The following is a 24044-nucleotide window of genomic DNA, read 5'->3' as shown; positions in this document are numbered from 1 at the left end:
TCGTATATGAATATTATCAAAAAAATATTTTCGAAATCCCGTTCTCTTGAAGACGGGATTTTTTTTGACACTATTCAGAAAATTCTTGGTTTTTCGCCTGTCAATATTGAATTTTATAGAAAAGCATTTACACATCGATCATCAAACAAGTTGGATGAACACGGTCAGCCAATAAATTACGAGCGATTGGAATTTTTGGGTGATGCCATGTTAAGTGCTGTAATTGCTGCACATTTATTTAATAAAGCGCCAAACGGAGACGAAGGATATTTGACAAAAATGCGTTCTAAAATCGTGAGTCGCGAACATTTGAATGAGCTCGGAAAAGATTTGAATTTGGTTCGCTTTGTAGAAAGCAAAGTGCCAATTCAGCATTTTGGAGAAAACATTCATGGCAATATTTTCGAATCATTAGTTGGTGCGATTTATTTGGACAAAGGATATTCTTTCTGCGAGCGTTTTATTCAAAAAAGAGTAATTACGCCTTATGTTGATATTGCTCGACTTGAAGGAAAAGTAATTAGTTATAAAAGTTTGGTTATCGAATGGTGTCAGAAAGAAAAGAGAGTCTTTCATTATGACATTTTTGAGGATAACGGTATTGATGGTCAACGCTTATTTGGTGTAAAACTAAGTATAGACAATAAAGTAATCGCAAGAGCGCGAGCAACTTCAAAAAAGAAGGCAGAAGAGAAAGCATCGCAAAGAGCTTATTTTGCATTTCAGGAGAAAATAGACAAGAAATAGCTACAAATTTGCTGTAACTATCTTAAAGCTATAACGTTTTCGTTTATAAATTAACAAAAACAACCACGTCATAACTATTGATGCTCCGTTAGAAATAGTATATTTACAACTTGATTTTTCATGACATGGCTATTCATAGATTGGATTTAGACGAATTTGACGAAATTGATTATTATTTAATGGCAATTCATACTTCATTAGAAGATTATAGATTGGCCTATTTCATCAATAAGATCCTTCCGATAAACTTAAGTAAGAGCAAAAACGAGATTCATGCTCAGACTAAAGAAGGAGAGGCAAATTTTTCTAGGTTTTATTATTATGATTCCGAAAAAGCAGTTTCATGGAATTTAATTCAGAATAAAAATGAAATCATTTCAGTGAGTACAGATGATTTCCAGAATTTGTTTTCTAATGAAACAAGTGAGGTTTCAACAACAATTCATTTACTTCCTGAATTCAAAAAAGTAGATTTTTTCCTGAAAATAGAGAATAGCGAGGAAACTCTAAATTTTTCAGAAATTCAACAACAATTAAATACCATAGAGAGTGTTGCGGCTATTTATGCTGTCGATACAAATAAAATAAAATCAAAAAACAATCTAATTTTTTAAAAAAAATGTTAACAAACAAGAAAACCAAAATTGTTGCTACACTTGGTCCCGCATGTAGTACAAGAGAGATTATCAAGGATATGATCGAGGCAGGGGTTAATGTGTTTAGAATCAATTTTTCGCATGCAGATTACGAAGGAGTAAAAGAAAAAATCGATATCATTAGAGGATTAAACGAAGAGTTTGGTTATACAACAGCAATCCTTGGAGATTTGCAAGGACCAAAACTTAGAGTTGGTGTAATGGAAGAAGGAACAGTAGTTCACGACGGAGATGAAATCACTTTTACTACAGCTGAGGATATCATTGGAACATCAAAAAGAGTGTTCATGAAATATCAAAATTTCCCAAATGATGTTAATCCAGGAGAGCGTATTTTGCTTGATGACGGTAAACTTATTTTTGAAATTGTTTCTACAGATAAAAAAACAGAGGTTGTTGCTAGAGTTATTCAAGGTGGAGAATTAAAATCTAAAAAAGGAGTTAATCTTCCAAACACTAAAATTTCTTTACCAGCTTTAACTGAAAAAGATATTGCTGATGCGATTTTCGCGATTGAGCAAAAAGTAGACTGGATTGCACTTTCATTTGTGAAAACACCTCGTGATTTACAGGATTTACAAGAATTAATCGCTAAGCATTCTGAATACAAAATTCCAATCGTTGCTAAAATTGAAATGCCAGAAGCTCTTGAGAACATGGATAAAATTGTAGCATATTGCGACGGTTTAATGGTTGCGCGTGGAGATCTTGGTGTTGAGCTTCCTGCTCACGAAGTGCCATTGGTGCAAAAAGATTTGATCAGAAGAGCAAAAACGGCTAGAATTCCGGTTATCGTTGCTACACAAATGATGGAGACAATGATTACAAGTTTGACTCCAACAAGAGCTGAAGTAAACGACGTTGCAAACTCTGTAATGGACGGTGCTGATGCTGTAATGTTGTCTGGAGAAACTGCAACAGGGAACTACCCAGTGCAAGTAATTCAAAAAATGGCGCAAATTTGCGAAGCTGTAGAAAACTCTCCGCTTATTCAAGTGCCTCAAAATACACCACAAATCAAAACAAAACGTTTTGTTACTAAAACAGTTTGTCACCAAGCAGCTTTATTAGCAAATGAAATTAGTGCAAAAGCAATTTGTACTTTAACAAACAGTGGTTATACAGCTTTCCAAATTTCAGCTTGGAGACCATCTTCTGCTCATATTTTAGTATTTACTTCAAACAGAAGAATCTTAACACAATTGAATTTGTTATGGGGAGTTAAATCTTTCTTTTATGATAATGAAGAAAGTACAGATGATACTGTAACTGATGTAAACAAAATTGCAGTTGATAAAGGATATGCAACAAAAGGTGATTATTTAATCAATCTTGCTGCAATGCCTATTAAAGACAAAGGAATGGTTAACACCATGAGAGTTTCTGAAATAGAATAATTCTTTTAAAATATAATTACTAAAAGCCATTCGAAAGAGTGGCTTTTTTTATGCTTTTATTTTTTACCCCTTTTTCAATATTTATATATAGTAAAAGAGAAATTTCCTCAATTAAAAAATAGTCCAAGAATAAATCATAATCGATAGTCTTTGTTTAATGCTTTTTCTTAAATGCTAAAACAAAGGGTTAAAATGTTCATTTTTTAACGTTTCATTTTATAAAATGAAACAAGCTCACGCGGTAAAAACGCAAATGAGCCGTTTTTTATTAGTTAATTTTGAGTTGCTTAAGAAAAAATTAAGAAAATTCTTGTTTGAGATTCCTGTGCAATTCTAGTAGAATGTGAAATAAGATTTTTATAATTTTTTGTTTAAGTAAATCAGTTACCAAAGTCATCGACTTTTTAAGCATACCATTTTAATAAAACTAATTATTAACGAATTTTATTACCATGAAACATTTTAAGTTTTACTACAAGATTAATAATGCGATGATACTATTTGCATTACTATGTTCGACTTTATCACTTTCAGCGCAGAGTAAAAAACCAAATATTTTAGTTCTTTGGGGCGATGATATTGGAATCACTAATATTAGTGCTTATAGTGATGGACTTATGGGATATACTACTCCTAACATTGATCGCTTGGCTAATGAAGGAATGCGTTTCTTGCACTATTATGGAGAACAAAGCTGTACCGCAGGGCGCGCTGCCTTTTTAACAGGTCAGCACGGTATTCGTACTGGACTTACTAAGGTAGGTTTTCCTGGAGCACCAATGGGAATGAGTCAATTAGACCCTTCAATTGGAGGAATCATGAAAAGCCTTGGTTATGCAACAGGGCAATTTGGTAAAAACCACGTTGGAGATCGTAATGAAAGTTTGCCAACAGTAAATGGTTTTGATGAATTTTATGGAAACCTTTATCACTTAAATGCTGAAGAGGAACCAGAATTGCCAGATTATCCAAAAGATCCAGAATATTTGAAAAAATTCGGACCAAGAGGGGTTTTAAAATGTACAGCAACAAATGTTGATGACCCAACAACTGATCCTCGTTTTGGAAGAGTAGGGAAACAAAAAATTGAAGATACAGGAGCGCTTACTAAAAAAAGAATGGAAACTGTAGATGATGAAACTTCAGCAGCAGCAATCGATTTTATTAAAAGACAAAATGCAGCTGGAAAACCATTTTTCTGCTGGTTCAATGCAACTCGTATGCACCTTCGTACACACGTTAGAAAAGAACATAGAGGAAGATATACTCATGGAGACAGCGAATATATTGATGGTATGATTGAGCACGATGAAACAATCGGAAGTATTTTAAAAGCTCTTGATGATTTAGGAATTGCAGACAATACTATCGTAGTTTATTCTACAGATAATGGTCCTCATATGAATACTTGGCCTGATGCCGCTATGACATCATTCCGTTCAGAAAAAAATACAAACTGGGAAGGAGCTTTCCGCGTGCCTTGTATCGTGAGATGGCCAGGTCATATCAAACCAGGTACTATTACAACGGAATTAATGAGCCACAATGACTGGATTCCAACTTTTGCTTCTATTGCAGGAGAACCAGATATAGTTAATAAACTTTTGAAAGGTTACAATGCAAACGGCAAAAGCTACAAAGTGCATTTAGATGGTTTTGATCAAACGGATTTGCTAAAAGGAGGAAAAAGCCATAGAGATAAATTTTTCTATTCTGATGATGATGGATTATTAGTAGGTCTTCGTGAAGGAGATTATAAATATGTTTTTGCAGAACAGCGTTTAGCAGGAACGATGGGAGTTTGGGCAGAGCCTTTTACAGAACTTCGTATGCAAAAAGTTTTCAATCTTTTCCAGGATCCATATGAGAGAGCTGATTTTACTTCAAATACCTATTGGGATTGGTTAGTAAACCACGTGGGTGCAATTTATGGTGCAATGAATGATGTATTTGTCTTTGCAGAAACATTTAGAGAATATCCTCCTCGTTCATTCCCACCAAGTTTTAATCCGACTACAATTCTTAAACAAACACTGCAAAGTATTAAAACGGAGCAGTATGTTGAAAAGAATATCTTGCCTAAAGTAAAAGAAGAAGAGGCGGCAGCTTCAAAAAAGAAAAAATAAATCATAAATAAAGAGATTCAGATTGAAGAGTCTGGATCTCTTTTTTAAAATGCAGAAACCATGAGAAAAAATATATACTTTTTGTCTCTAGTAGTTTTGTTTTTCCTTTCCTGTAAAAAATCTGATACGTTAACTTCTCCAACAACAGATAATAAAACAACAGAAACTACTGCAGGCGGCGATCCTTTGCCGAGCTGGAATGACGGCGCTTTAAAGAGCGATATAATTGCCTACGTAGAAAAGGTGACCAAAGAAGGAAGTCCAGATTTTATTCCGCAACAAGATCGAATTGCAACATTTGACAATGACGGAACTTTATGGGCCGAAAAACCTTATGTACAAGAGCTTTTTGCTTTTTATAAAGTTCAAAAAATGGTCGAAGCAAATCCTGAACTGGCTAAAAAACAACCTTTTAAAGCTGTAGTAGAAAAAGACAAAACTTTCTTTGAAAAAGGCGGAGACAAAGCACTTATAGAATTAGTTGCAGCTACTCACACTGGAATGACTGAAGACGAATTTGAAGCTTCGGTGGCAGATTTTTTTAAAGATGCGAAATATCCTGGAAAGAATGTTCCAGTAAAACAAATTCGTTATCAGCCTCAATTAGAGTTGCTGGATTATCTTCGTGCAAACGGATTTAAAACGTATATCGTTACAGGCGGCACTATAGAAGTTGTGCGAAGCATATCTCAAGACTTTTATGGAATTCCAAAAGATCAAGTAGTTGGGACTTCTTTCAAATATAAATATGATGGAGCCAAAAATGTAGTACAACGTGAAGCAGCTCTAGATCATTTTAATGACAAAGAGGGAAAACCTGTCGGGATTCAATTGCATATTGGGCAACGCCCTGTTTTTGCATGCGGAAACGAAGGCGGAGCTGGAGATATTGCCATGCTGACGTATTCGCAAGGAAATAAATATCCATCATTTCAATTGCTAGTCAATCATAACGATTCTATAAGGGAATATAGTTATCAAGAAAAAGATAATGCGTCATTGAATGCTGCCGCAAAAAATAAGTGGCACGTTATCAGCATGAAAGATGATTGGAAAAAAATTTTTCCAAATTAGTAGCAAAAAAATATAAGACAAATTAAAACATTGTAGTATTTTTGCTACAAATTATAAAAATAAAGTCGATTAACAGCAAACAAAAATGTAATGAAATATTTAAAATTTTATATAAAATGTTGGTTGCTTATCCCCTTTCTTCTTATAAATTTTACGCTTTTTGCCCAAGAAGAAACGGCAAAGCCAGGAGCTAGCCCACAAGAACTTGCAGATAAGTTGGCAAATCCAGTTGCAAACCTAATTAGCGTGCCACTTCAGAATAATTTAAATTATGGAATTGGGCCATATAATGGTGTAAAATATACCATCAACGTACAGCCTGTTATTCCTTTTAAATTGAGTGATAATCTAAATTTAATTAGCCGATGGATTGTTCCCATTGTTGATCAAAGAAATATTACAGGACTTAATACGCACGAGTTTGGTTTAAGCGATGCTACGGTAACCGCTTTTTTTGCTCCTAAAAGCGAAAAATTAATTTACGGAATTGGTCCCGCTTTTTTAGTGCCAATTGCAACAGAAACCTATTTAGGAACAGAAAAATTTGGAATAGGGCCAAGTGTCTTGCTGATGCATCAAGGAAAAGGTCTTTCGGTTGGTTTTATAGCCAATCAAATTTGGTCAGTGGCTGGAAATAGTGATCGTTCAGATGTTAATCAGTTTTATACTCAAATATTTCTTTCGCATAGTTACAAAAGTGGAGCATCTTGGGGTGTAAATGCCGAGATTACTCAAAATTGGGAAGGCAATACGACTTTGATTTCTTTGAATCCTACTATGGGCGGAATTACAAAATTTGGAAAACAAGTGGTTCAATTTTCTGTACAGCCATTGATTCCTGTTGTGGGACATCAATCTATAAGACCAGATTGGGGATTGAGAGCTGTAATTGCTTTTGTGTTTCCAGAATAATTTCCTCTCAAATAAAAATAAAATATGAAAAAAGTAATTCTAGTATTGTTGATTATTACATTCATTTCATGTAATTCAAATAAAAAAGATGATGTCGTTTCGGCTAATGAATCGGTAAAAGATACAACAAAATCTGTTGTTTCCGGACCAGTTCCGAATGTTATAATGACTAAAGAATATGTCTATCAGATGGGGAAACAGATGTATTTCTGGGGCTGGCCATTGGTCAATATGCATAATCGAGTATTGGTAATGCGTAAAGTTCCTGAACCAGGTTTAAATGGAGGAGCTGTTCCCGTTGCGCCAGTAAATCATTTGTGTATGACTTCTGATTACATTACTCCTGCGGAACGTTATGTTGCTTGTCCAAATCAAGATGTAGTTTACGGATTTGGAATTATGCAGCTTAATGAAAGCCCTGTCGTGGTTCAAGTTCCTGATTTTGGAGACCGCTTTTGGGTGGTTCAATTAGGAAACCAAAGAACAGACGGAATTGCAAAACTTGGTGCAATGTATGGCAGCAAAAAAGGATTTTATTTAATTGTAGGGCCAGGCTGGAACGGAAAAGTTCCTGACGGAATTACAGAAGTTTTTCATAGTGATACTAATCTTGCATTTGTAATTCCGAGAGCTTTTTTAAACAATACTCCAGAAGATAGAAAAGCGATTCAGCCCGTTATTAATCAGTTGATGGCGTATCCGTTAAACGAATATGATGGAAAAGTAAAAACAAAAGAATGGGCAAAAATACCTTCTTTCCCTGATCCAAATAAAAGTGAAGGAGGAAAAGAAGTTGCGTTTGTTATTCCTGAAAAGTTCTTTGCAGAATTGCCAAGTATTTTACAAGAAGTTCCTGCCTTTAAAGGAGAAGAAAGTATGTACGCATCGTTTAATTCAGTTTTAGATGCTGTAAAAAAAGACAGCACTTTAATGCCTGTTTTGACCAAAGCAGCAATTGATGCCGAAAAAGAATTGATTGAACCTTTTCGTCAATTTAAAAATGTTGGAGTTCCTGTTGGAAATTATTGGAACACAACCAAAAATGGAGCCGCTTTTGGAACGGATTATTTAAGCAGAACAAGTGCAGCAAGAGCAAATATATTTGTGAATCAACCACAGGAAACGATTTATTATAATCAAGATTTAGATGGCAAAGGTGCTGAATTGAACGGTAAATCAAATTACACTATTACTTTTCCAAAAGATTTAATTCCAAAAGTAAAAGGTTTTTGGTCGCTTACGGTCTATGATCATAATCATTTCTTTTTTATAAATGATGCTAAAATATATTCCCTTGGAACAAAAAATAAAAATTTGAAATACAATCAAGATGGATCGCTTACGCTGTATTTTCAAAATGAAAAACCTTCAGGCGATAAAGCCAATAATTGGCTTCCTGTTCCAAAAGATAAATTTGGATTGCTTTTAAGATCGTACTGGCCAGAAGAAAGCATGCTTAAAGGTTACACACCACCACCTTTGGTAAAAGGATAAACTTTAAGAATAAGGGTTATGAGCGGGGAATCTAAACATACAGATGAAAGTCATTTCGATCCGAAAGCTTCGAAAGCTGAACGATATACAAGAGGTACAATGATCAGAAAAAAAACGCCTCTTGCATCGCATCAAGAATGGAAGTCTTTTAGTAATAGAAAAAATCCTGTCGATATTCTGATTCAAACCAGTGTAGGGAGAGTCGAAAGTCTGCTTCCAATTCGATATCGTCGTATGATGGAATCTCCTTTTTCATTTTATCGAGGCGCAGCAGCAATTATGGCGGCTGATTTAGCGCATACCCCGATTTCAGGAATTAATCTGCAGCTTTGCGGCGATTGCCATTTGATGAATTTTGGTGGATTTGCAACGCCTGAACGCAAATTGGTCTTTGATATTAATGATTTTGATGAGACTTTTCCTGGGCCATGGGAATGGGATATCAAAAGACTGGCAACAAGTTTTGTCATTGCTGGAAGATGGAGAAAATTTTCGAATAAAAATAGCAAAGAATTTGCTTGGCATGTTGCCGATAGTTATAAACGACATATGCTCGAGTACAGCAAATTATCTGCATTGCAAATTTGGTACGCCGATCTTGATTTTGCAGAATTAGTTGAAATGGGACATGACAAAGAGCTGAAAGAGTTTCATCAAAAACGAATTAAAAAAGCATCTGAATATACGGCACACGAAAAAGAGTTTGCAAAAATGACTTATCTGGACGGAAATAGAGCTCGTATTAAAGATGATCCGCCTTTGGTTTTTCATCCAACAGGAGAATTAGAAAAATTGATTTTTAAAGAAGGGAAAGCTATTCACAATCGATATATCGAATCACTTTCAGAAGAAAAACAAGTTTTGCTAAGCAGATACGCTTTGCATGATGTAGCAATAAAGGTGGTAGGTGTGGGAAGTGTCGGAACGCTTTGTGGGATCAGTTTGCTGATGTCGGCTACTGGAGAGCCAATTTTTTTGCAATTTAAAGAAGCAAGAAAAAGTGTTTTAGAGCCTTTTGTAAAAGTAAAAGGAAAATACAGTCATCAAGGAGAACGTATAGTTATTGGACAAAAACTGATGCAATCTGCTTCTGATATGTTTCTAGGATGGACAAATGACGAGAACAATAAGTTCTTTTATATCCGCCAGCTTCGCGACGCAAAAATAAAGCCGATTTTAGAAGTTATGAAGCCTAAAAATATGGACGAATATGCAAAAGCATGTGGATGGGCACTCGCACGAGCACATGCACGTTCAGGAGATCCGTCGATTTTATCGGGCTATATTGGCGATACAGATGATTTTGCCGATGCAATTTCTGAGTTTTCAGTTTTATATGCAGACCAAAATGAGTCAGATTATAATGCGATGTTGGAAGCCATTAAACATGGAAAATTACCTATTTCAGAAGAAATATAATTTTCTATAGCAGAAGAAAAGGCAGTCGAAGGTAAAGGAAAATAAAAAAGTAAGATTTTTTGCAATAATGAATGTTAATTAAAGAAAATAATATATCTTTAGAGTATGCTAAGGTCTTGTTTAATAGTTGTTTGTATTAATTTAACAATTATTTTACATTGCTTTCTCGCCCCAAAGATTTTACATCATTTTAATACATTCGAGTTAAACTAATTTAATTATTAATTTAAATATCAGAACAATGAATATTAAAAGAACAAATCTTCGTATAATTCCGTTAGTTTTATTGGGATTATTTTACAGCTGTTCACCTACTGTAAAAGTCACCACCGATTATGATCATGCTGCAAATTTCAGTGAATACAAAACCTTTACAGTATATGATCTGAGAGCTCAAGAAGGTCAAGTAAATCAATTAAATGTAGATCGTGTTGCAAAGGCTATTCGTGCTGAAATGACTGCCAAAGGATTTGTAGAATCTACAAATAATCCGGATTTAAAAGTAAATGCGGTTTCCATACTAAAAAACAAAACTCAAGTTACTGCCGATACTAATTTTTATGGTTACGGAGGTATGTATCGCCCATACGGATATTGGGGCGGTGGCGCTATGATGGGCGGTGGTACCACAACATTTAATACGTACGATTATGTTGATGGCTCGCTTGTAATTGATATTGTTTCTACTAAAACGCAAAAATTAGTTTGGCAAGGAATTGGAAATGCTCAAATTGACAGCAAACCAGACAATCCAGAAGAATTTATTGCAGGTGCAATTAAGAAAATCTTAGAAGGCTTTCCCCCAGGTCTCGCTAAAAAATAACTTATAAATTTATCGCTATAAAGAGCCACAATACTTATCTGGAAACAACCAGATAAGTATAGCTTTATCTGTTATGGTACATTACTTTCTTTTAAAATTTATTTTTTAAGAGAAAGGGCAATTATTAATTTAAACAAATAATATATGCTGGATATAGTACTCTCTCTTTTCTTTTTTATGGCTACAATGGTAGGTTTTGCAACATCATTTATGGTGCTGTTTTCTAAAAAAAACTACTCTAAGAGTTTCTTTTTAGGACTGTTTTTGTTTAGCCTAGCTGTTGTCAGTGTATATAATTTTTATTTGTCGGCAAATGTGCTTAATTTTTTTCCTGATTTCTTCATGATCGCGAAATCTTTTATGTTTTTGGTGGCGCCTTGTGCTTTTCTGTATATTCGAAATTTATTGTTTACAGACCGTGTTTTTCAAAAATACGATTGGCTGCATTTTATGCCTTTCCTTGTTTATTTTGGTTTGACTTTTTGTGTTTGGATTGGGAATTTTGCTCATTTTCCGTTAGCACAAAGTATTTCGGATAAAATTAAAAGTCCATTTTCAATGTTGAGTTTGTCCATTTGGCTTGGTTATGCATTTTGCCAAACCATGATGGTTTTGAATTACGATTTAGAAAAATTTCAAAAAAATCATTTTAACAGAATAAAAATTATAAACTGGATACGCGTTTATAATTTGTTGATATTGTTTATGTTTTCAGCGCTTTTTGTGCATTATTTTTTAGTTAGCAGTGTTTACACTATTGATTTGTCTTGTTATGTTTTGATTTCATTTGTGCTGATTTTTACAGTGGGTTGGCTTTATTTTAAACCTCATATTTTTTATGACTCAAGCACAAGTGAGATGAACGATAATTTTCAAATTGTTGAAGACAAACTCTTGCTAATACAAGAAAATGAAACAAAAAATGTGTTGCCAATTGTAAAAGATCTGACAGCCGAAAAGAAACAACAATATGTGCAACAATTGGAAGAAATTTTTGCTTCAAAAGAACTTTTTCTCAAAAAAGATTTGGTCATCAGAGATATTGCCGATGAAACAGGAATATCGGTGCATCATCTTTCCAATTTAATTAATTCTGAATTTGGACTTCATTTTCAAGATTATGTGAACTTGAAAAGAATCGAATATTTCAAAGAAAAAATTAACGACCCAGAGTGGAAAGATCTTTCTCTTGAAGGAATGGCTTGGGGTTCTGGTTTTAAATCTAGAACAACTTGCTTTAGAGCTTTTATCAAACATACAGGAAAATCGCCTTCAGAATATTTTAAAGTGATCAGAATGAATCCTGAAAAACGCGTTCAAATTATCTGAAACCACATTCAAACTGATAAAATTAGTTTATAGACATGATTGTCAAGCCTCATTAATTTAAATTATTAAAACAATGAAAATCGAATCAAATCAATATAGACAAATCAAGCAATCAGTTATCGTATTTTCTCTCATAATGATGTGTTTTTCAGTAAATGCACAGCTTAAAGGAGGTCATATTCTTGGCGCTATGGGATTACAGTCTGGAACTCAAGCGCCAGAAAATACACTAAGCGTTTATGTGCCAAATTACATTTATACTGCCTCAACGTTGCGTGATGCAAATGGTGATAAAGCGCTTACCAATCCTGATTTAACCATGTATTTGGTTGGTGCAGGAGGATCATATGTAAGTGACTTTAAAATTTTAGGAGCCAATTATGGCGCCGCGATTTTGCTTGCTTTTGCATCAAATACAATTCAAGGAAACAATGCCAATGTTAATAATTCACTGGCATTTACTGATATGTATATTGTTCCCGTACAATTAGGCTGGCATAATAAAAGAGCCGATTTTGTTTTTAGCTATCAATTATATCTTCCAACAGGAAAATTCACTGCTGGTGCACCAGACAATAGTGGTTTAGGAATGTTCATGAACGAGTTTTCAGCAGGAACAACGTTGTACTTTAATGATAAAAAAACGTTCCATTTCTCCACTTTGGCTTCTTATGAAATTAATGGAAAAAAGAAAGATACAGATATTAAAACCGGAGATATTTTAAGTTTTGAAGGAGGTTTAGGAAGAACATTTTATCAAATGAATGCTGAAAAAACTGCACCTATCGGAATTTTTAATGCGGGTTTGATTTACTATCTGCAATATAAAGTAAGCCATGATAAAATTCCTGTTCCAGTTATTGGAGTTGTTGAGGGTGAAAAAGATAGTGTTGGAGGTATTGGAGCCGAAGTCAACTATTTGCATCTTGGTTGTAAAACCGAGGTTGGATTTCGTTGGATTGCGGAGGTAGATGCCATAAACAGATTTCAAGGAAATACTTTTTTTATAACTCTTGCGCATGTATTTAGCTTTGAGAAGAAGAAATAATCCTGAAAACATAGCCGTATTTCTGATTCTTAGATAAAACTTGATTTTAAGTAAAACAGAAAAAATCTTTATATGAAAAACAAAAAAACACCACGAAAAATAATTCTGTTTTCACTTTGCTTTTTACTATCATTTAATATTTTAAGTGCGCAGAAACACCAAGTAGTTTTTAAAGATTCTCTAGATGGCGCTTTCGATTTAAGCGATTTTCTGATTTACGCCAACGGTTTCTTAGTAGTGCCCACCATTGTCACAGAACCTGCCCTAGGCGGATTTGGAGGGGCTGTTGCACCAATTTTCCTTAAAAAACGTGCACCTGTTATTGAAGAAGATGGAACTAAACGTCTTGTAAATCCAGATATAACAGGAGGATTAGGAATGTACACGGCAAATAAAAGCTGGATGGCAGGTGCTTTTCGTTCGGCAACACTTGTAAAACCTAAGATATTATATCGTGTATTTGCAGCTTATGGCGACATGAACTTATCATTTTACGCTAATAATAGACCAAATCTAGACGATCAGGAATTTAAGCTCAATTTTAAATCGACGATATTTTATACACAATGGCTCAAACAGTTTAAAAATGCAAAATGGAGCGCAGGACCGCAATATCTGTTTTTAAATTCCGAAATAAACCTGCCTGATCTTGATCTTCCGCCACCATTTGTAGATCCAAAAGATGTTAAAAGTACCATAAGCCAGTTGGGAGCAGCGCTACAATTTGACGGACGCGATAATATTTTCACGCCCGACAAAGGAGTAAGGGTTCAGTCTGATTTTTTCTGGTCAGATAAAATGCTTGGAAGCGATTACCAAGCTTGGCGAATAAATTTATCGGCAATTGGATATTATCCGTTGGCGAAAACTTTAATAGGTGGGCTCAGGATTGAAGGGGAGCAGGCGTTGGGGAGTCCGCCTTTTTATTTAAAGCCAGGAATCAATATGCGCGGAATTCCGGCAGCACGATATATGGGAAACACCAGTATTGTTAGCGAGTTAGAATTTCGATGGGACCTTTACAGGCGATGGAGCTTGATGGGTTATGGAGGTCTCGCAAGTGCTTTTGACGATTGGGATCAAGCTTTTGCAAAACCAGTTGTATATAGTTATGGTACAGGTTTTAGATACTTAATTGCTAGAAAATTCAAGCTCCGCATGGGAATTGATGTTGCCAAAGGGCCTGAAGAATGGGCTTATTATATTGTTTTTGGAAGCAATTGGTTGAGATGATTTTATAGTCTCAGTTTTCGATCTCAGTTTTCAGTCTTGATGAGAACTTTGTCAAAGTTTCAAACTTTGACAAAGTTGTATTTATTATTTTTTCCAATAAGGTTTTACGATTTTATTTTGTCTCGCATTTAAAACAAAAAGAATAATGGTTGCAATCAAACAAATTAGAATGGCTTGAATACTGCCTTCAGGACCAAATTCACCTCCTGTAATAAATGTTGGGCCTTGTATTTTAGCTTCTAATAAACTGTTTGTTTTTTCGTTACCAGAGGTAATAGCACCAAAAATTCCGGATTGAGTAAAATTCCATGCAAAATGTAAAGCGATTGGTAGCCATAAATTACGATTGTAAATAAAAATAGCACCAAATAAAAATCCTGCTGTAGTTATGCATAAGCTGGAAAGAATCGTACTATGTGCATTCCCAAGATGCAAAATTCCAAACAACAACGATGAAATAGTAAGTGCAATATAGCTTCCCAGCTTTTCTTCGATAATTCTGAATATAATGCCACGTACTAATATCTCCTCGATAATGGCCACGGTAAACATAATGGCAAACGGAATTAGAATAGATGAAATTGGGTTAACTGCAACAATACTATAAGCTCCGCTGAGGTAAATTACTAAAATGGTTAATGATTGTAATATAAAACCAAGTAAGGCACCAAATGCAATATTTTTTAGTATTCCTTTTGAAGCAAATTCTGTAATGCTTCGATTTTCAATTTTTTTAAAGAAAACAATATAACTCAAAATGCAAGATGAAGAAACCAAAAGTCCTTTAAGCAGATTTCTGAAATTTTTATCAAGAGGAGTTATTGCTAGTAATTTTGACGCAATTTGCTGACCTATTATTACAACAGCCATAAAAACTACTAAAGCCAAAATAGCTTTGAGTATTGAAGAGTTTGATATTTTTTGTTTTACGGTAAGAGTTTCCATTTGAATTTGCTTTTAGTATTAATTTGAAGCAAATGTAAACCGACATAAAAACAAAAAATAGAATGAAATTTGCCTCTTTATAATTTTTGAAACTGCTTAGGCAAAAAACCGGTTTGGTTTTTAAAAGTTCGGATGAAATGGCTCTGATCGGCAAAACCACATTGAAGACTAATTTCCGTGAGATTGCTTTCGTGCGATTGTATCAGCGAAAGCGAACGGTTAATTTTGATTCGGCGCATATATTCGCCCAAAGTACATCCAAAGTATTTCGGAAAATGTTTTGAAATGGTAATAGGGTTGAGATTTAAAACCTGAGCAAGATCCGACAAATTCGGATTTTCATTCCAGCAATCATTCAATAATTCATTGAGGCTTTTTACCCAAAACGGACTTTTTTCAAATCGTTCTAAATGTTCATTGGTATTCGATAATTGAGAAAAGAGCATTTTCACATTGTCATTCGTAAAAACATCTGCAGTTTGTGTTTCTTTAAAAATTTTCAGAATCAAAAATTTGGCAAGCGAACTGTTTTGGACTGCTTTTTCGATCGCCGCTTCATTCAGCTGAAGTTCTTTTAATAGAGTAGCATCAATTTCAATATTGATATTTCGGGAAGGAAAAAGAGTGTTTTGATTTAAATGCAGTTCGTCGCTGTGATAAAACAATAAAGAACCAGGGCCAACTGTTTCGCTGAAATTTTTTCTTTTTTCTGTTGTCCCGCCTTTTAGGAAAAGCGTAATATGAGCATTGTTGTGCGAATGCCAGCCTTCATAAACCTTATTTTGGTATTCAGTTTCTACAACTGCAATTCCCTGCTGGGTATTGAAGATGTTTTTTGTATTGCCTAAATATGTTTCTTTTTCCAGTTCGTACATTTGCTGTTATAGTGGCATTTTGCAGAACTAAAATACTATTTATTTGTGTACTAAAAACTTAAAAAAATAGAATTTCAGAAAAAATGTCTATTGCATAATTTGTAAGGTTTTGATGCTTAATAAAAACATTGTATAAAAATTAACGGAAAAATAATAGTTTTTTTAACTGATATTTAATTGATTTGTAACAAAAATAAAATTAGACGACTCATAAGTCAACTTATTTAAATCTTTGATTATGTATAAAAATACAATGAAATCAGTGTTTGCGGCGTCAGTATTTTTGGCTGGAACAGCAGGCTGTTTTGCGCAGGATATTTTAGTAAATTCACTAAAATTAAACGCTAGCGACAAAAGTAAAGAGAACTTCAAATTTACAGAAGTAATTAATTTAGGAACAACATCAGTAAAAGCTCAGGGATCTTCTGGAACTTGCTGGAGCTACTCAACAAACTCATTTTTAGAGTCAGAAATGATTCGTTTAGGAAAACAGCCGGTAGAATTGTCTCAAATTTATTCTGCGCGAAATGTATATGTTGAAAAAGGAATCAACTATGTTCGTATGCATGGTGCAATTACGCTTGGCGATGGTGGAGCTTTGCATGATGTAATTAATATGTATAAAAAATACGGAACTGTTCCAAGAGAAGTTTATACAGGATTAAACTATGGAACAGACAAAAATAAATTTGCTGAAATGGCAGCGCTAATCGAAGGAGTGCTTTCGGCAGTGGTTAAAAACCCAAATGGTGAATTGACGCCAAACTGGCAAAAAGCTTATGCAGCGGTTATTGATTCGTATTTAGGAAAAGTGCCAGAAAATTTTACATACAAAGGAAAAAGCTATACACCACAATCTTTTGCTAAAGAAGTAGTGGGAATTAATCCAGATGATTATGTAGAAATGTCATCTTTCACCAATACGCCTTACTACCAAAAAACAACTATGATGGTGCCAGACAACTGGTCATTAGATCAAGTTTACAACGTAAAATTGAACGATATGACAGATGTTATTGACAATGCTTTGAAAAAAGGATATACAGTAGCTTGGGCAACAGATGTTAGCGAGAAAAGCTTTAGCTGGAAAAATGGTGTAGCTTATGTTCCAACAAAAAAATTCGACGACATGACAGCTGAAGAAAAAGCAGACATGTTCAACGGACCAAAAGCAGAAGCAGAAATTACTCCAGAAATGCGTCAAGCGGCGTTTGATAACTACACTACAACAGACGACCACGGAATGCACATTATTGGTTTAGCAAAAGACCAAACTGGTAAAGAATATTATATCGTAAAAAATTCTTGGGGAGAAACAAATGACTACAAAGGTTTCTTGTTTGTAACCAAGAATTTCGTAAAATATAAAACTACTGCATTGCTAGTAAACAAAGGTGGAATTCCTGCTGAAATTGCTAAGAAGTTAGGGGTTTAATTTGATTCCGATTTAAAATAGAAAAAGCGCTGCAAGTAATTGTGGCGCTTTTTTTTTTGAGCAAATTTTTCAATATTTTAGAGGGTTAATTATGTATATGACGTATATTTGGGGTTATTTAAAATAAGATTTTTCCTTAATTTTTGTTTGCGAAATTTAAAGAAAATACAAGTTTGATAAATTATAAAATAACAAGTATGAAAAGTCAAGAAATTATAGATCTTTTTATTCAATTTGAAGAAGTAGCCTCAAATGTAGAGGGAGTTGAATGCTGGAGCGCTAGAGAATTACAAAGATTGTTAGGATATAGCAAATGGGAAAATTTTGAAAAGGTAATAAGAAAAGCAAAAGATGCTTGTGTAAATGCAGGAGAGGATGCGGAGGATCACTTTCCTGAAGTCGGGAAGGTGATAGAGGCCGGAAAAGGAGCTCAACATTTCATTGATGACATAGCACTTACTCGCTATGCATGTTATTTAATTGCTCAAAATGGAGATAGTCGTAAGGAGAAAATTGCTTTTGCTCAAAATTATTTTGCGGTTCAAACTCGAAGAGCTGAAGTGGTTGAACAGCGTTTACTTGAATATGAGAGAGTAAAAGCAAGGGAAAAACTTACACAAACTGAAAAACAGCTTTCGGGAATATTGTTTGAACGTGGAGTAGATAACAAAGGTTTTGGACTTATACGTTCAAAAGGAGACCAAGCATTGTTTCGGTTGTCGACGTCACAACTTAAGAAAAAAATGAGAATTCCGGATAATAGGCCGGTTGCTGATTTTTTACCCACGATAAGTATCAAAGCTAAAGACTTAGCCGCAGAAATGACAGGTTTAAATGTTCAAAGTAAAGATTTAACAGGGCAAAATAAGATTGAAAATGAGCATATTGAAAATAATAAAGCCGTAAGAAATATGCTTACACAAAGAGGGATTATACCTGAAAATCTTTCTCCGGCTGAAGATGTTAAAAAAATACAGCGCAAGTTAGAGAGCGATGACAAAAAAATATTAAAAGATGCTAAAAAGAGAAAGTAGATTTTAAGTTTTTGCGGATACAAAAACTCAAAAACCGTATTTAAACGGCTTTTACGGTTGTTTGTGGGTTAAATAAACATAAAAAGATAACTATAACTACCTTTATACTAGATTTTTATAATTGACAGCAACTTAATCCAATTATCATGAAAAATTATGCAGAAATTTTTGTGACGATTATTTGTGTTGTTCCCTTTAGCTGTTTTGCGCAGCTTGCAGCCTCAAAAACTCCTGTCATTGCGGCGGCCGGAAAAACACAAATACAAACAGACAAGAAAGCAGCAGATGACGGTCTTGTTATAGAAGCTTACTACGTTGAAGAAACGATTAATATGACTTTTGGCAGAAGAGTAACAAAATATGAAGTTTCAAAACTAGATATGGTTAATACATACGATTTGGGGCCAAATAACACTAGAACTGTAACTCCAATTTACAGAAAACCTAAATTAAAACAAGCGGAAGTACCCTTAATGGCAAAAGTGGTAATCGATATTCCTGACGAAAAAGTAGAGCCGGTAAAAGTAGCAGTAGCCCGCCCAGCAGAAACTGCAAAATACATTGACATTGATATTTCGAAAACGTATACCAAAGTGGTCGATAAAGGTTATAAAGACATTGATATGCTTAAAAAAGTAGCCGACAAATCTTATTTTGAAGACGACATGGAAGCAGCGGCGAAATATTATGCTGAATTGATTGAAGTAGGCAAAAATCTAGATTCAATCTATTATTATCGCTACGCCGAATCATTAAAAGCCATCAACCAAACTGAAAAAGCTAATGAAATGATGCTTTTATTTGAAAGCAAAAATCCAACAACTCGTGTAGCAAAAAAATAAAAAAGAGAATGAAAGGATGAACTTTACATTTATTATATAAACAAAAAAAAGAGATATGATATTAAGCTTTATATAGACAAAGCTTTGTGAACTCATGCGCAACTATTAAGTCTCATATACTCTTAGCGACCTCTGCGTAAATCTTTGCGCTTAAAGAATCGTCTTTAATGTTGAATTTTATCTAAGTCTTTGTTCGAAAATTTTCAATTCTTCTTTTCTGACCTTGTCAATGTCATGCCACCTAATATCTTGAATTGCCCCTTCTAATGCGCAGAGCATATTAATGCATGCGCTAGGATCAATTGTTTTTAATTTAAGAAAAGCTTTTCAGCGCCTATACTTTTGAGTTCTTCAGGGGTCTTAATGTCAGCTTCAATCAATTTATCTCCTAATGCTTTTCCGATATTAATCATTTGAGACAATTTGCTCTCCATAATTATCAAGTTTCTAATATTAAGTTTTGTGCAAAAAAAAATACCACTTACAATTTGTAAGTGGTATTTGTTAAGCTCCCCCTCTTGGGCTCGAACCAAGGACCCTCTGATTAACAGTCAGATGCTCTAACCAACTGAGCTAAGGAGGAATCACCTTAAAGGTAAATATGTTTGCTAAAAAAAGTTGCTCCCCCTCTTGGGCTCGAACCAAGGACCCTCTGATTAACAGTCAGATGCTCTAACCAACTGAGCTAAGGAGGAAAGTGTTGCTCTTTTTAGCGAGTGCAAATATAATTCATTTTTTAGTTTCTCAAAAATATTTTCACTCTTTTTATTAAATTTTTTTTCTACTTCGTAATTGCCTTATAAATATCGTTTCCGTTTGCGAACAAAAGTAATGTTATAAGTAGTACGAAGCCAACCATTTGGGCGTTTTCAAGGAATTTATCGCTAGGTTTTTTGCCACTAATAATTTCGTATAATAAAAACATTACGTGACCACCATCAAGCGCCGGAATTGGCAATAAATTCATAACTCCAAGCATAATTGACAAAATAGCGGTAATATTCCAGAAAACTTCCCAGCTCCAATGAGGTGGAAAAATCTTGTAAATCGCACCAAAACCACCTACTTGTTTGTAAGCTTTTGTTTGTGGATTAAAAATCATTTTTAACTGTTTTCCGTAACCTACTAATCTATCTTTTCCTTTTTCAAGTCCAGCAGGAATTGATTCAAAGAAATTATATTTTTTTTCGGTAATCTTATAATATCCTAAGTCAGCTAGTAATTCATCATCTAATTGTCCTACAGCAATTCCTAGTTTCCCTTCTTTTGTAACAGTAAGATTGATTTGCATTTCTTTTTTCTTTCTGATAATAACAGCAGGAACCGTTTTTCCTTTGTTGTTTTCAAGAACTACTTTTGCCTGATCATAATATCTTGTTTCTTGATTGTTAAGCGAAAGAAGGATATCGCCTGACTTTAAGTTTTTATTTGGAGACTTAGCATCGACAGCATCAATGTAAAACGGAATTCTCATTGACGCAGGAAGCTCTTTTTCTTCTTTTCTTTGATCAGCAAAATCAATAGGCATATTTATACTCTGTTGAATACCATTTCTTGATATCACAACTTTTTTTGCCATAATAAGTTCTAAAGGCAAATTAGCATCTATTTTTTCCAAAGGCTCACCATCAATTGAGATGATCTTGTCTCCTGTTTTAAAACCTGCGTTAAGCATTGCTTTACTTTCAAACCAAAGACCGTCTTTTAAATCCTTATTTGCTATATAAGTATCACCATAAACAAAAGCCATTCCTATATATATAATAAAAGCCAATATAAAGTTTACTGTAACCCCACCAAGCATAATGATCAAACGCTGCCAAGCTGGTTTAGAGCGAAACTCCCACGGTTGAGGTGGCAAAGCCATTTGCTCTTTATCCATACTTTCGTCGATCATTCCAGAGATCTTCACATAACCTCCAAGCGGCAACCATCCGATTCCGTATTCTGTTTCGCCAATTTTCTTTTTAAATAGAGAATATTTAACATCAAAAAATAAATAGAATTTTTCGACTCTTGTTTTGAATAGTTTAGCAGGGATAAAATGCCCTAATTCGTGAAGAATAATAAGTAAAGATAAACTCAATAGAAATTGAGAGAGTTTGATAACTATATCCATTTTAAAATTTTAGTTCGTATTTAACGCACAAAAGTAACGTTTTCTTATTTAATATATGACCGCAATATAATACTTAAGCTTTTAAATGTTTGTTAATTAATAAACATTTAGATTTCTCCTTTTATAAGGAAGCCGTAACTTTACTTTTTGAACGGCTGCTGTCTTTAATAGGTAGCCTAAATCCATTAAAAGTTACAATTATGGCTTCACAATTATTTTCTCCATTACCATTAAAAAACATCACTTTAAAAAATAGAATCGTCATTTCGCCTATGTGCCAATATTCGGCTGAGGACGGATTTGCAAATGATTGGCATCTCGTTCATTTAGGAAGTAGAGCAAGCGGAGGCGCGGGATTAATCATTCAGGAAGCAACCGCTGTTTCTCCAGAAGCTCGAATTTCGCCTGCTGATCTTGGAATTTGGAAAGATGAACATATTGAAAAACTGAAACAAATCAACCAATTTATTGTTTCTCAAAATTCAATTCCGGGAATTCAATTGGCGCACGCAGGAAGAAAAGCGTCGGTTTCGGCTCCTTGGCTTGGAAATAAAAAATTAGATTTCGCTCAAGGCGGATGGCAGACTGTTGCGCCAAGTGCAATCGCATATCATGATACAGAACCGTTTCTTCCCGAAGCTTTAGATAAAAACGCAATACAAAAAGTAATTTCCGATTTTAAATCGGCTACAAAAAGAGTGGTTGAAGCCGGATATCAAGTTCTGGAAATTCACGCGGCACACGGTTATTTATTGCATCAATTCTTATCGCCTTTGACAAATGTTAGAACTGATGAATATGGAGGAAGTTTTGAAAACAGAATCCGATTTACATTAGAAATTGTTGACGCCGTTCAAGCAGAATGGCCAGAAAACCTTCCATTATTTGTTCGAATTTCAGCAACAGATTGGGCAGAAAACGGATGGAATCCAGAAGAATCTGTACAGCTTTCAAAAATTTTAAAAGAAAAAGGTGTAGATTTAATCGATGTTTCTTCAGGCGGATTGGTTTCGCATCAAAACATAAAAATCGGACCGGGTTATCAAGTTGCTTTTGCAGAAAAAGTAAAGCAGGAAGCCCATATTTTAACTGGTGCAGTTGGTTTAATTACGGATGCAAAACAGGCCGAAGAAATTTTGGAAAAAGGTCAAGCCGACTTAATTTTGTTCGCCAGAGAGTCATTAAGAAACCCAAATTTGCCTTTGGATTTCGCCAAAGATTTAAACGACGATATTCATTGGCCAAAACAATACGAAAGAGCTAAACTATAAATTTATTGGCCACGGATTTTACAGATTTTACGGATTTTTTTTGGGCGCTACAAATTGCACAAATTAGCACAAATCAGTGTGTGTAAAATTTTTAATTCGTGAAAATTCGTGAAATTCGTGGCAAAAGAACATAACAATGAAAAAAATAAAAACAGCATTATTATCATACGGAATGTCGGGGAAAGTTTTTCACGCTCCGTTTTTGGATATTCATCCAGGATTTGAATTATTAGGATCTTGGGAACGAAGCAAAAAACTCATTCAGGAAGATTATCCAGAAGTGAAAAGCTATGCTTCAATAGATGATTTATTGGCTGATGATGTCGATTTGGTGATCGTAAACACGCCAGTTGGAACGCACTATGAATATGCGAAAAAAGTACTTTTGGCAGGAAAACATGCTGTGGTCGAAAAAGCTTTTACCACAACAGTTGCTGAAGCCGAAGAGTTGACACAAATTGCAAAAGACAAAGGGTTGAAATTAGCCGTTTTTCAAAACAGAAGATGGGACAGCGATTTTAAAACGATTCAAAAAGTAATCAATGATGGTGTTTTGGGCGAATTGGTCGAAGCCGAATTCCATTTTGACCGATATAATCCCGTTTTGAGTCCGAAAGCACATAAAGAAACTGTCAATGATGGTGCGGGAATCCTGAAAGATTTGGGTCCGCATTTAATTGATCAGGCAGTTTGTTTGTTTGGTTCGCCAAAATCGGTTTTTGCAGATATTCGATATACTAGAGAAAACTCATTGGTAGATGATTGGATCGATTTATTATTGATTTATGAAGTTTTCAGAGTGCGATTGAAAGCCGGATTTTTTGTTAGAGAAGCTAATCCCGCATTTACCATTCATGGTAAAAAAGGCTCGTTCTTAAAACCTCGTGGCGATGTTCAAGAAGACGAATTGAAACTCGGAAAAAAGCCAAATTTAGAATCTTGGGGAACAGAACCTGAAAACCTGCAAGGCCTTTTACATACCGAAATTGACGGAAAAGTAATTCGTGAAAAAGTGCCAACATTGCAAGGAAATTATTTTTCGTTTTTTGATGGCGTTTACAATTCCATTACAAACAACACAACCGAACCTGTTACAGGACAAGACGGCGTAAAAGTGATGCAGGTTATTGAAGCCGCAATTGCAAGTAATGCGCAACGAACGGTAATTAATTTGTAGCGAAAACTGGCCCACCGATTTCACCGATTAAAACGGGTTTGCACTGGTTTTTTAAAAATAAAATCAAAGGAAATATAGTAGAGACGCA

General features: G+C 34.6%; 20 protein-coding genes, 2 tRNA genes and 1 pseudogene. 17 read left to right on the top strand and 6 right to left on the bottom strand.

Annotated features, from left to right (window positions below; all coding sequences use genetic code 11):
* Positions 1-6 precede the first annotated feature (6 nt).
* The 12 genes from rnc (at position 7) to AAYQ19_RS11445 (ending at position 14258) form a co-directional block, all read left to right on the top strand.
* Positions 7-747 carry a ribonuclease III gene (gene rnc, locus AAYQ19_RS11500; RefSeq protein ID WP_343536416.1) on the top strand — a complete coding sequence of 247 codons (741 nt, stop codon included), beginning with the start codon at positions 7-9 and terminating at the stop codon, positions 745-747.
* Between the two features lie 125 nt (positions 748-872).
* Entirely contained in the window at positions 873-1361 is a 489-nt protein-coding gene (locus AAYQ19_RS11495; protein ID WP_155101651.1) for an IPExxxVDY family protein, read from the top strand.
* A 5-nt stretch (positions 1362-1366) separates the two neighbouring features.
* A complete protein-coding gene (pyk, locus tag AAYQ19_RS11490) occupies positions 1367-2800 on the top strand; it encodes a pyruvate kinase (RefSeq protein WP_343536412.1) in 1434 nt (477 codons plus the stop codon).
* A 452-nt stretch (positions 2801-3252) separates the two neighbouring features.
* Positions 3253-4926 (top strand): arylsulfatase, encoded by a 1674-nt coding sequence (locus AAYQ19_RS11485; protein WP_343536411.1) that lies wholly within the window; start codon positions 3253-3255, stop codon positions 4924-4926.
* A gap of 60 nt (positions 4927-4986) precedes the next feature.
* Positions 4987-6000: an HAD family hydrolase gene (locus tag AAYQ19_RS11480; protein ID WP_343536410.1), complete on the top strand. Its 1014-nt coding sequence runs from the start codon at positions 4987-4989 to the stop codon at positions 5998-6000.
* Positions 6001-6090: 90 nt separating this feature from the next.
* Positions 6091-6912 carry a hypothetical protein gene (locus tag AAYQ19_RS11475; protein WP_343536408.1) on the top strand — a complete coding sequence of 274 codons (822 nt, stop codon included), beginning with the start codon at positions 6091-6093 and terminating at the stop codon, positions 6910-6912.
* Positions 6913-6936: 24 nt separating this feature from the next.
* Positions 6937-8406 carry a DUF1254 domain-containing protein gene (locus AAYQ19_RS11470; protein WP_343536406.1) on the top strand — a complete coding sequence of 490 codons (1470 nt, stop codon included), beginning with the start codon at positions 6937-6939 and terminating at the stop codon, positions 8404-8406.
* 18 nt (positions 8407-8424) lie between these two features.
* Positions 8425-9825, top strand: a complete 1401-nt coding sequence (locus AAYQ19_RS11465; protein WP_343536405.1) for a DUF2252 domain-containing protein — start codon at positions 8425-8427, stop codon at positions 9823-9825.
* A 241-nt stretch (positions 9826-10066) separates the two neighbouring features.
* Entirely contained in the window at positions 10067-10648 is a 582-nt protein-coding gene (locus tag AAYQ19_RS11460) for a DUF4136 domain-containing protein (RefSeq protein WP_343536403.1), read from the top strand.
* Positions 10649-10792: 144 nt separating this feature from the next.
* A complete protein-coding gene (locus AAYQ19_RS11455) occupies positions 10793-11977 on the top strand; it encodes a helix-turn-helix domain-containing protein (RefSeq protein ID WP_343536402.1) in 1185 nt (394 codons plus the stop codon).
* Between the two features lie 73 nt (positions 11978-12050).
* Positions 12051-13025 (top strand): SphA family protein, encoded by a 975-nt coding sequence (locus AAYQ19_RS11450; protein WP_343536401.1) that lies wholly within the window; start codon positions 12051-12053, stop codon positions 13023-13025.
* Positions 13026-13097: 72 nt separating this feature from the next.
* Positions 13098-14258, top strand: a complete 1161-nt coding sequence (locus AAYQ19_RS11445; RefSeq protein ID WP_343536399.1) for a BamA/TamA family outer membrane protein — start codon at positions 13098-13100, stop codon at positions 14256-14258.
* 84 nt (positions 14259-14342) lie between these two features.
* On the opposite strand, the gene AAYQ19_RS11440 is transcribed toward AAYQ19_RS11445, so the two are convergent.
* Complete coding sequence (locus AAYQ19_RS11440) at positions 14343-15203, bottom strand: CPBP family intramembrane glutamic endopeptidase (protein ID WP_343536397.1); 861 nt, start codon at positions 15201-15203, stop codon at positions 14343-14345.
* A 77-nt stretch (positions 15204-15280) separates the two neighbouring features.
* Entirely contained in the window at positions 15281-16078 is a 798-nt protein-coding gene (locus AAYQ19_RS11435) for an AraC family transcriptional regulator (RefSeq protein WP_343536396.1), read from the bottom strand.
* A 238-nt stretch (positions 16079-16316) separates the two neighbouring features.
* Between AAYQ19_RS11435 and AAYQ19_RS11430 the strand changes: the two genes are divergently transcribed.
* From AAYQ19_RS11430 to AAYQ19_RS11420, 3 genes are all read left to right on the top strand, one after another.
* Complete coding sequence (locus AAYQ19_RS11430; RefSeq protein ID WP_343536395.1) at positions 16317-17513, top strand: C1 family peptidase; 1197 nt, start codon at positions 16317-16319, stop codon at positions 17511-17513.
* Between the two features lie 197 nt (positions 17514-17710).
* On the top strand, positions 17711-18547 hold the full coding sequence (gene dinD, locus AAYQ19_RS11425; RefSeq protein ID WP_343536394.1) for a DNA damage-inducible protein D: 837 nt from the start codon (positions 17711-17713) through the stop codon (positions 18545-18547).
* A gap of 146 nt (positions 18548-18693) precedes the next feature.
* Positions 18694-19389 carry a hypothetical protein gene (locus tag AAYQ19_RS11420; RefSeq protein WP_343536393.1) on the top strand — a complete coding sequence of 232 codons (696 nt, stop codon included), beginning with the start codon at positions 18694-18696 and terminating at the stop codon, positions 19387-19389.
* A gap of 177 nt (positions 19390-19566) precedes the next feature.
* Here AAYQ19_RS11420 and AAYQ19_RS22055 read toward each other — a convergent pair.
* The 4 genes and pseudogenes from AAYQ19_RS22055 to rseP all read right to left on the bottom strand — a co-directional run bounded on the left by AAYQ19_RS22055 (position 19567) and on the right by rseP (position 21508).
* Positions 19567-19802 (bottom strand): annotated as a pseudogene (locus AAYQ19_RS22055) (TfoX/Sxy family protein).
* Between the two features lie 96 nt (positions 19803-19898).
* Positions 19899-19972, bottom strand: a tRNA-Asn gene (locus AAYQ19_RS11410).
* A 38-nt stretch (positions 19973-20010) separates the two neighbouring features.
* A tRNA-Asn gene (locus AAYQ19_RS11405) sits at positions 20011-20084 on the bottom strand.
* A gap of 86 nt (positions 20085-20170) precedes the next feature.
* Positions 20171-21508 carry an RIP metalloprotease RseP gene (gene rseP / locus AAYQ19_RS11400; protein WP_343536390.1) on the bottom strand — a complete coding sequence of 446 codons (1338 nt, stop codon included), beginning with the start codon at positions 21506-21508 and terminating at the stop codon, positions 20171-20173.
* A gap of 200 nt (positions 21509-21708) precedes the next feature.
* Between rseP and AAYQ19_RS11395 the strand changes: the two genes are divergently transcribed.
* Positions 21709-22779 (top strand): NADH:flavin oxidoreductase/NADH oxidase, encoded by a 1071-nt coding sequence (locus tag AAYQ19_RS11395; RefSeq protein WP_343536389.1) that lies wholly within the window; start codon positions 21709-21711, stop codon positions 22777-22779.
* A gap of 136 nt (positions 22780-22915) precedes the next feature.
* A complete protein-coding gene (locus AAYQ19_RS11390; protein ID WP_343536388.1) occupies positions 22916-23956 on the top strand; it encodes a Gfo/Idh/MocA family oxidoreductase in 1041 nt (346 codons plus the stop codon).
* Positions 23957-24044 lie beyond the last annotated feature (88 nt).

The sequence above is a fragment of the Flavobacterium mesophilum genome (genome assembly GCF_039581405.1).
Taxonomy (GTDB): domain Bacteria; phylum Bacteroidota; class Bacteroidia; order Flavobacteriales; family Flavobacteriaceae; genus Flavobacterium.
This window is presented reverse-complemented; position numbering and strand designations above follow the sequence as displayed.

What these genes read in the sequence shown, in the direction of transcription:
- AAYQ19_RS11495 (WP_155101651.1), top strand. Translation starts at nt 873, where the DNA reads ATGGCTATTCATAGATTGGATTTAGACGAATTTGACGAAATTGATTAT.
- AAYQ19_RS11470 (WP_343536406.1), top strand. Translation starts at nt 6,937, where the DNA reads ATGAAAAAAGTAATTCTAGTATTGTTGATTATTACATTCATTTCATGT.
- AAYQ19_RS11455 (WP_343536402.1), top strand. Translation starts at nt 10,793, where the DNA reads ATGCTGGATATAGTACTCTCTCTTTTCTTTTTTATGGCTACAATGGTA.
- pyk (WP_343536412.1), top strand. Translation starts at nt 1,367, where the DNA reads ATGTTAACAAACAAGAAAACCAAAATTGTTGCTACACTTGGTCCCGCA.
- AAYQ19_RS11435 (WP_343536396.1), bottom strand. Translation starts at nt 16,078, where the DNA reads ATGTACGAACTGGAAAAAGAAACATATTTAGGCAATACAAAAAACATC.
- AAYQ19_RS11475 (WP_343536408.1), top strand. Translation starts at nt 6,091, where the DNA reads ATGAAATATTTAAAATTTTATATAAAATGTTGGTTGCTTATCCCCTTT.
- AAYQ19_RS11390 (WP_343536388.1), top strand. Translation starts at nt 22,916, where the DNA reads ATGAAAAAAATAAAAACAGCATTATTATCATACGGAATGTCGGGGAAA.
- AAYQ19_RS11450 (WP_343536401.1), top strand. Translation starts at nt 12,051, where the DNA reads ATGAAAATCGAATCAAATCAATATAGACAAATCAAGCAATCAGTTATC.
- AAYQ19_RS11465 (WP_343536405.1), top strand. Translation starts at nt 8,425, where the DNA reads ATGAGCGGGGAATCTAAACATACAGATGAAAGTCATTTCGATCCGAAA.
- AAYQ19_RS11480 (WP_343536410.1), top strand. Translation starts at nt 4,987, where the DNA reads ATGAGAAAAAATATATACTTTTTGTCTCTAGTAGTTTTGTTTTTCCTT.
- AAYQ19_RS11395 (WP_343536389.1), top strand. Translation starts at nt 21,709, where the DNA reads ATGGCTTCACAATTATTTTCTCCATTACCATTAAAAAACATCACTTTA.
- AAYQ19_RS11445 (WP_343536399.1), top strand. Translation starts at nt 13,098, where the DNA reads ATGAAAAACAAAAAAACACCACGAAAAATAATTCTGTTTTCACTTTGC.
- AAYQ19_RS11430 (WP_343536395.1), top strand. Translation starts at nt 16,317, where the DNA reads ATGTATAAAAATACAATGAAATCAGTGTTTGCGGCGTCAGTATTTTTG.
- AAYQ19_RS11420 (WP_343536393.1), top strand. Translation starts at nt 18,694, where the DNA reads ATGAAAAATTATGCAGAAATTTTTGTGACGATTATTTGTGTTGTTCCC.
- AAYQ19_RS11440 (WP_343536397.1), bottom strand. Translation starts at nt 15,203, where the DNA reads ATGGAAACTCTTACCGTAAAACAAAAAATATCAAACTCTTCAATACTC.
- dinD (WP_343536394.1), top strand. Translation starts at nt 17,711, where the DNA reads ATGAAAAGTCAAGAAATTATAGATCTTTTTATTCAATTTGAAGAAGTA.
- AAYQ19_RS11460 (WP_343536403.1), top strand. Translation starts at nt 10,067, where the DNA reads ATGAATATTAAAAGAACAAATCTTCGTATAATTCCGTTAGTTTTATTG.
- AAYQ19_RS11485 (WP_343536411.1), top strand. Translation starts at nt 3,253, where the DNA reads ATGAAACATTTTAAGTTTTACTACAAGATTAATAATGCGATGATACTA.
- rnc (WP_343536416.1), top strand. Translation starts at nt 7, where the DNA reads ATGAATATTATCAAAAAAATATTTTCGAAATCCCGTTCTCTTGAAGAC.
- rseP (WP_343536390.1), bottom strand. Translation starts at nt 21,508, where the DNA reads ATGGATATAGTTATCAAACTCTCTCAATTTCTATTGAGTTTATCTTTA.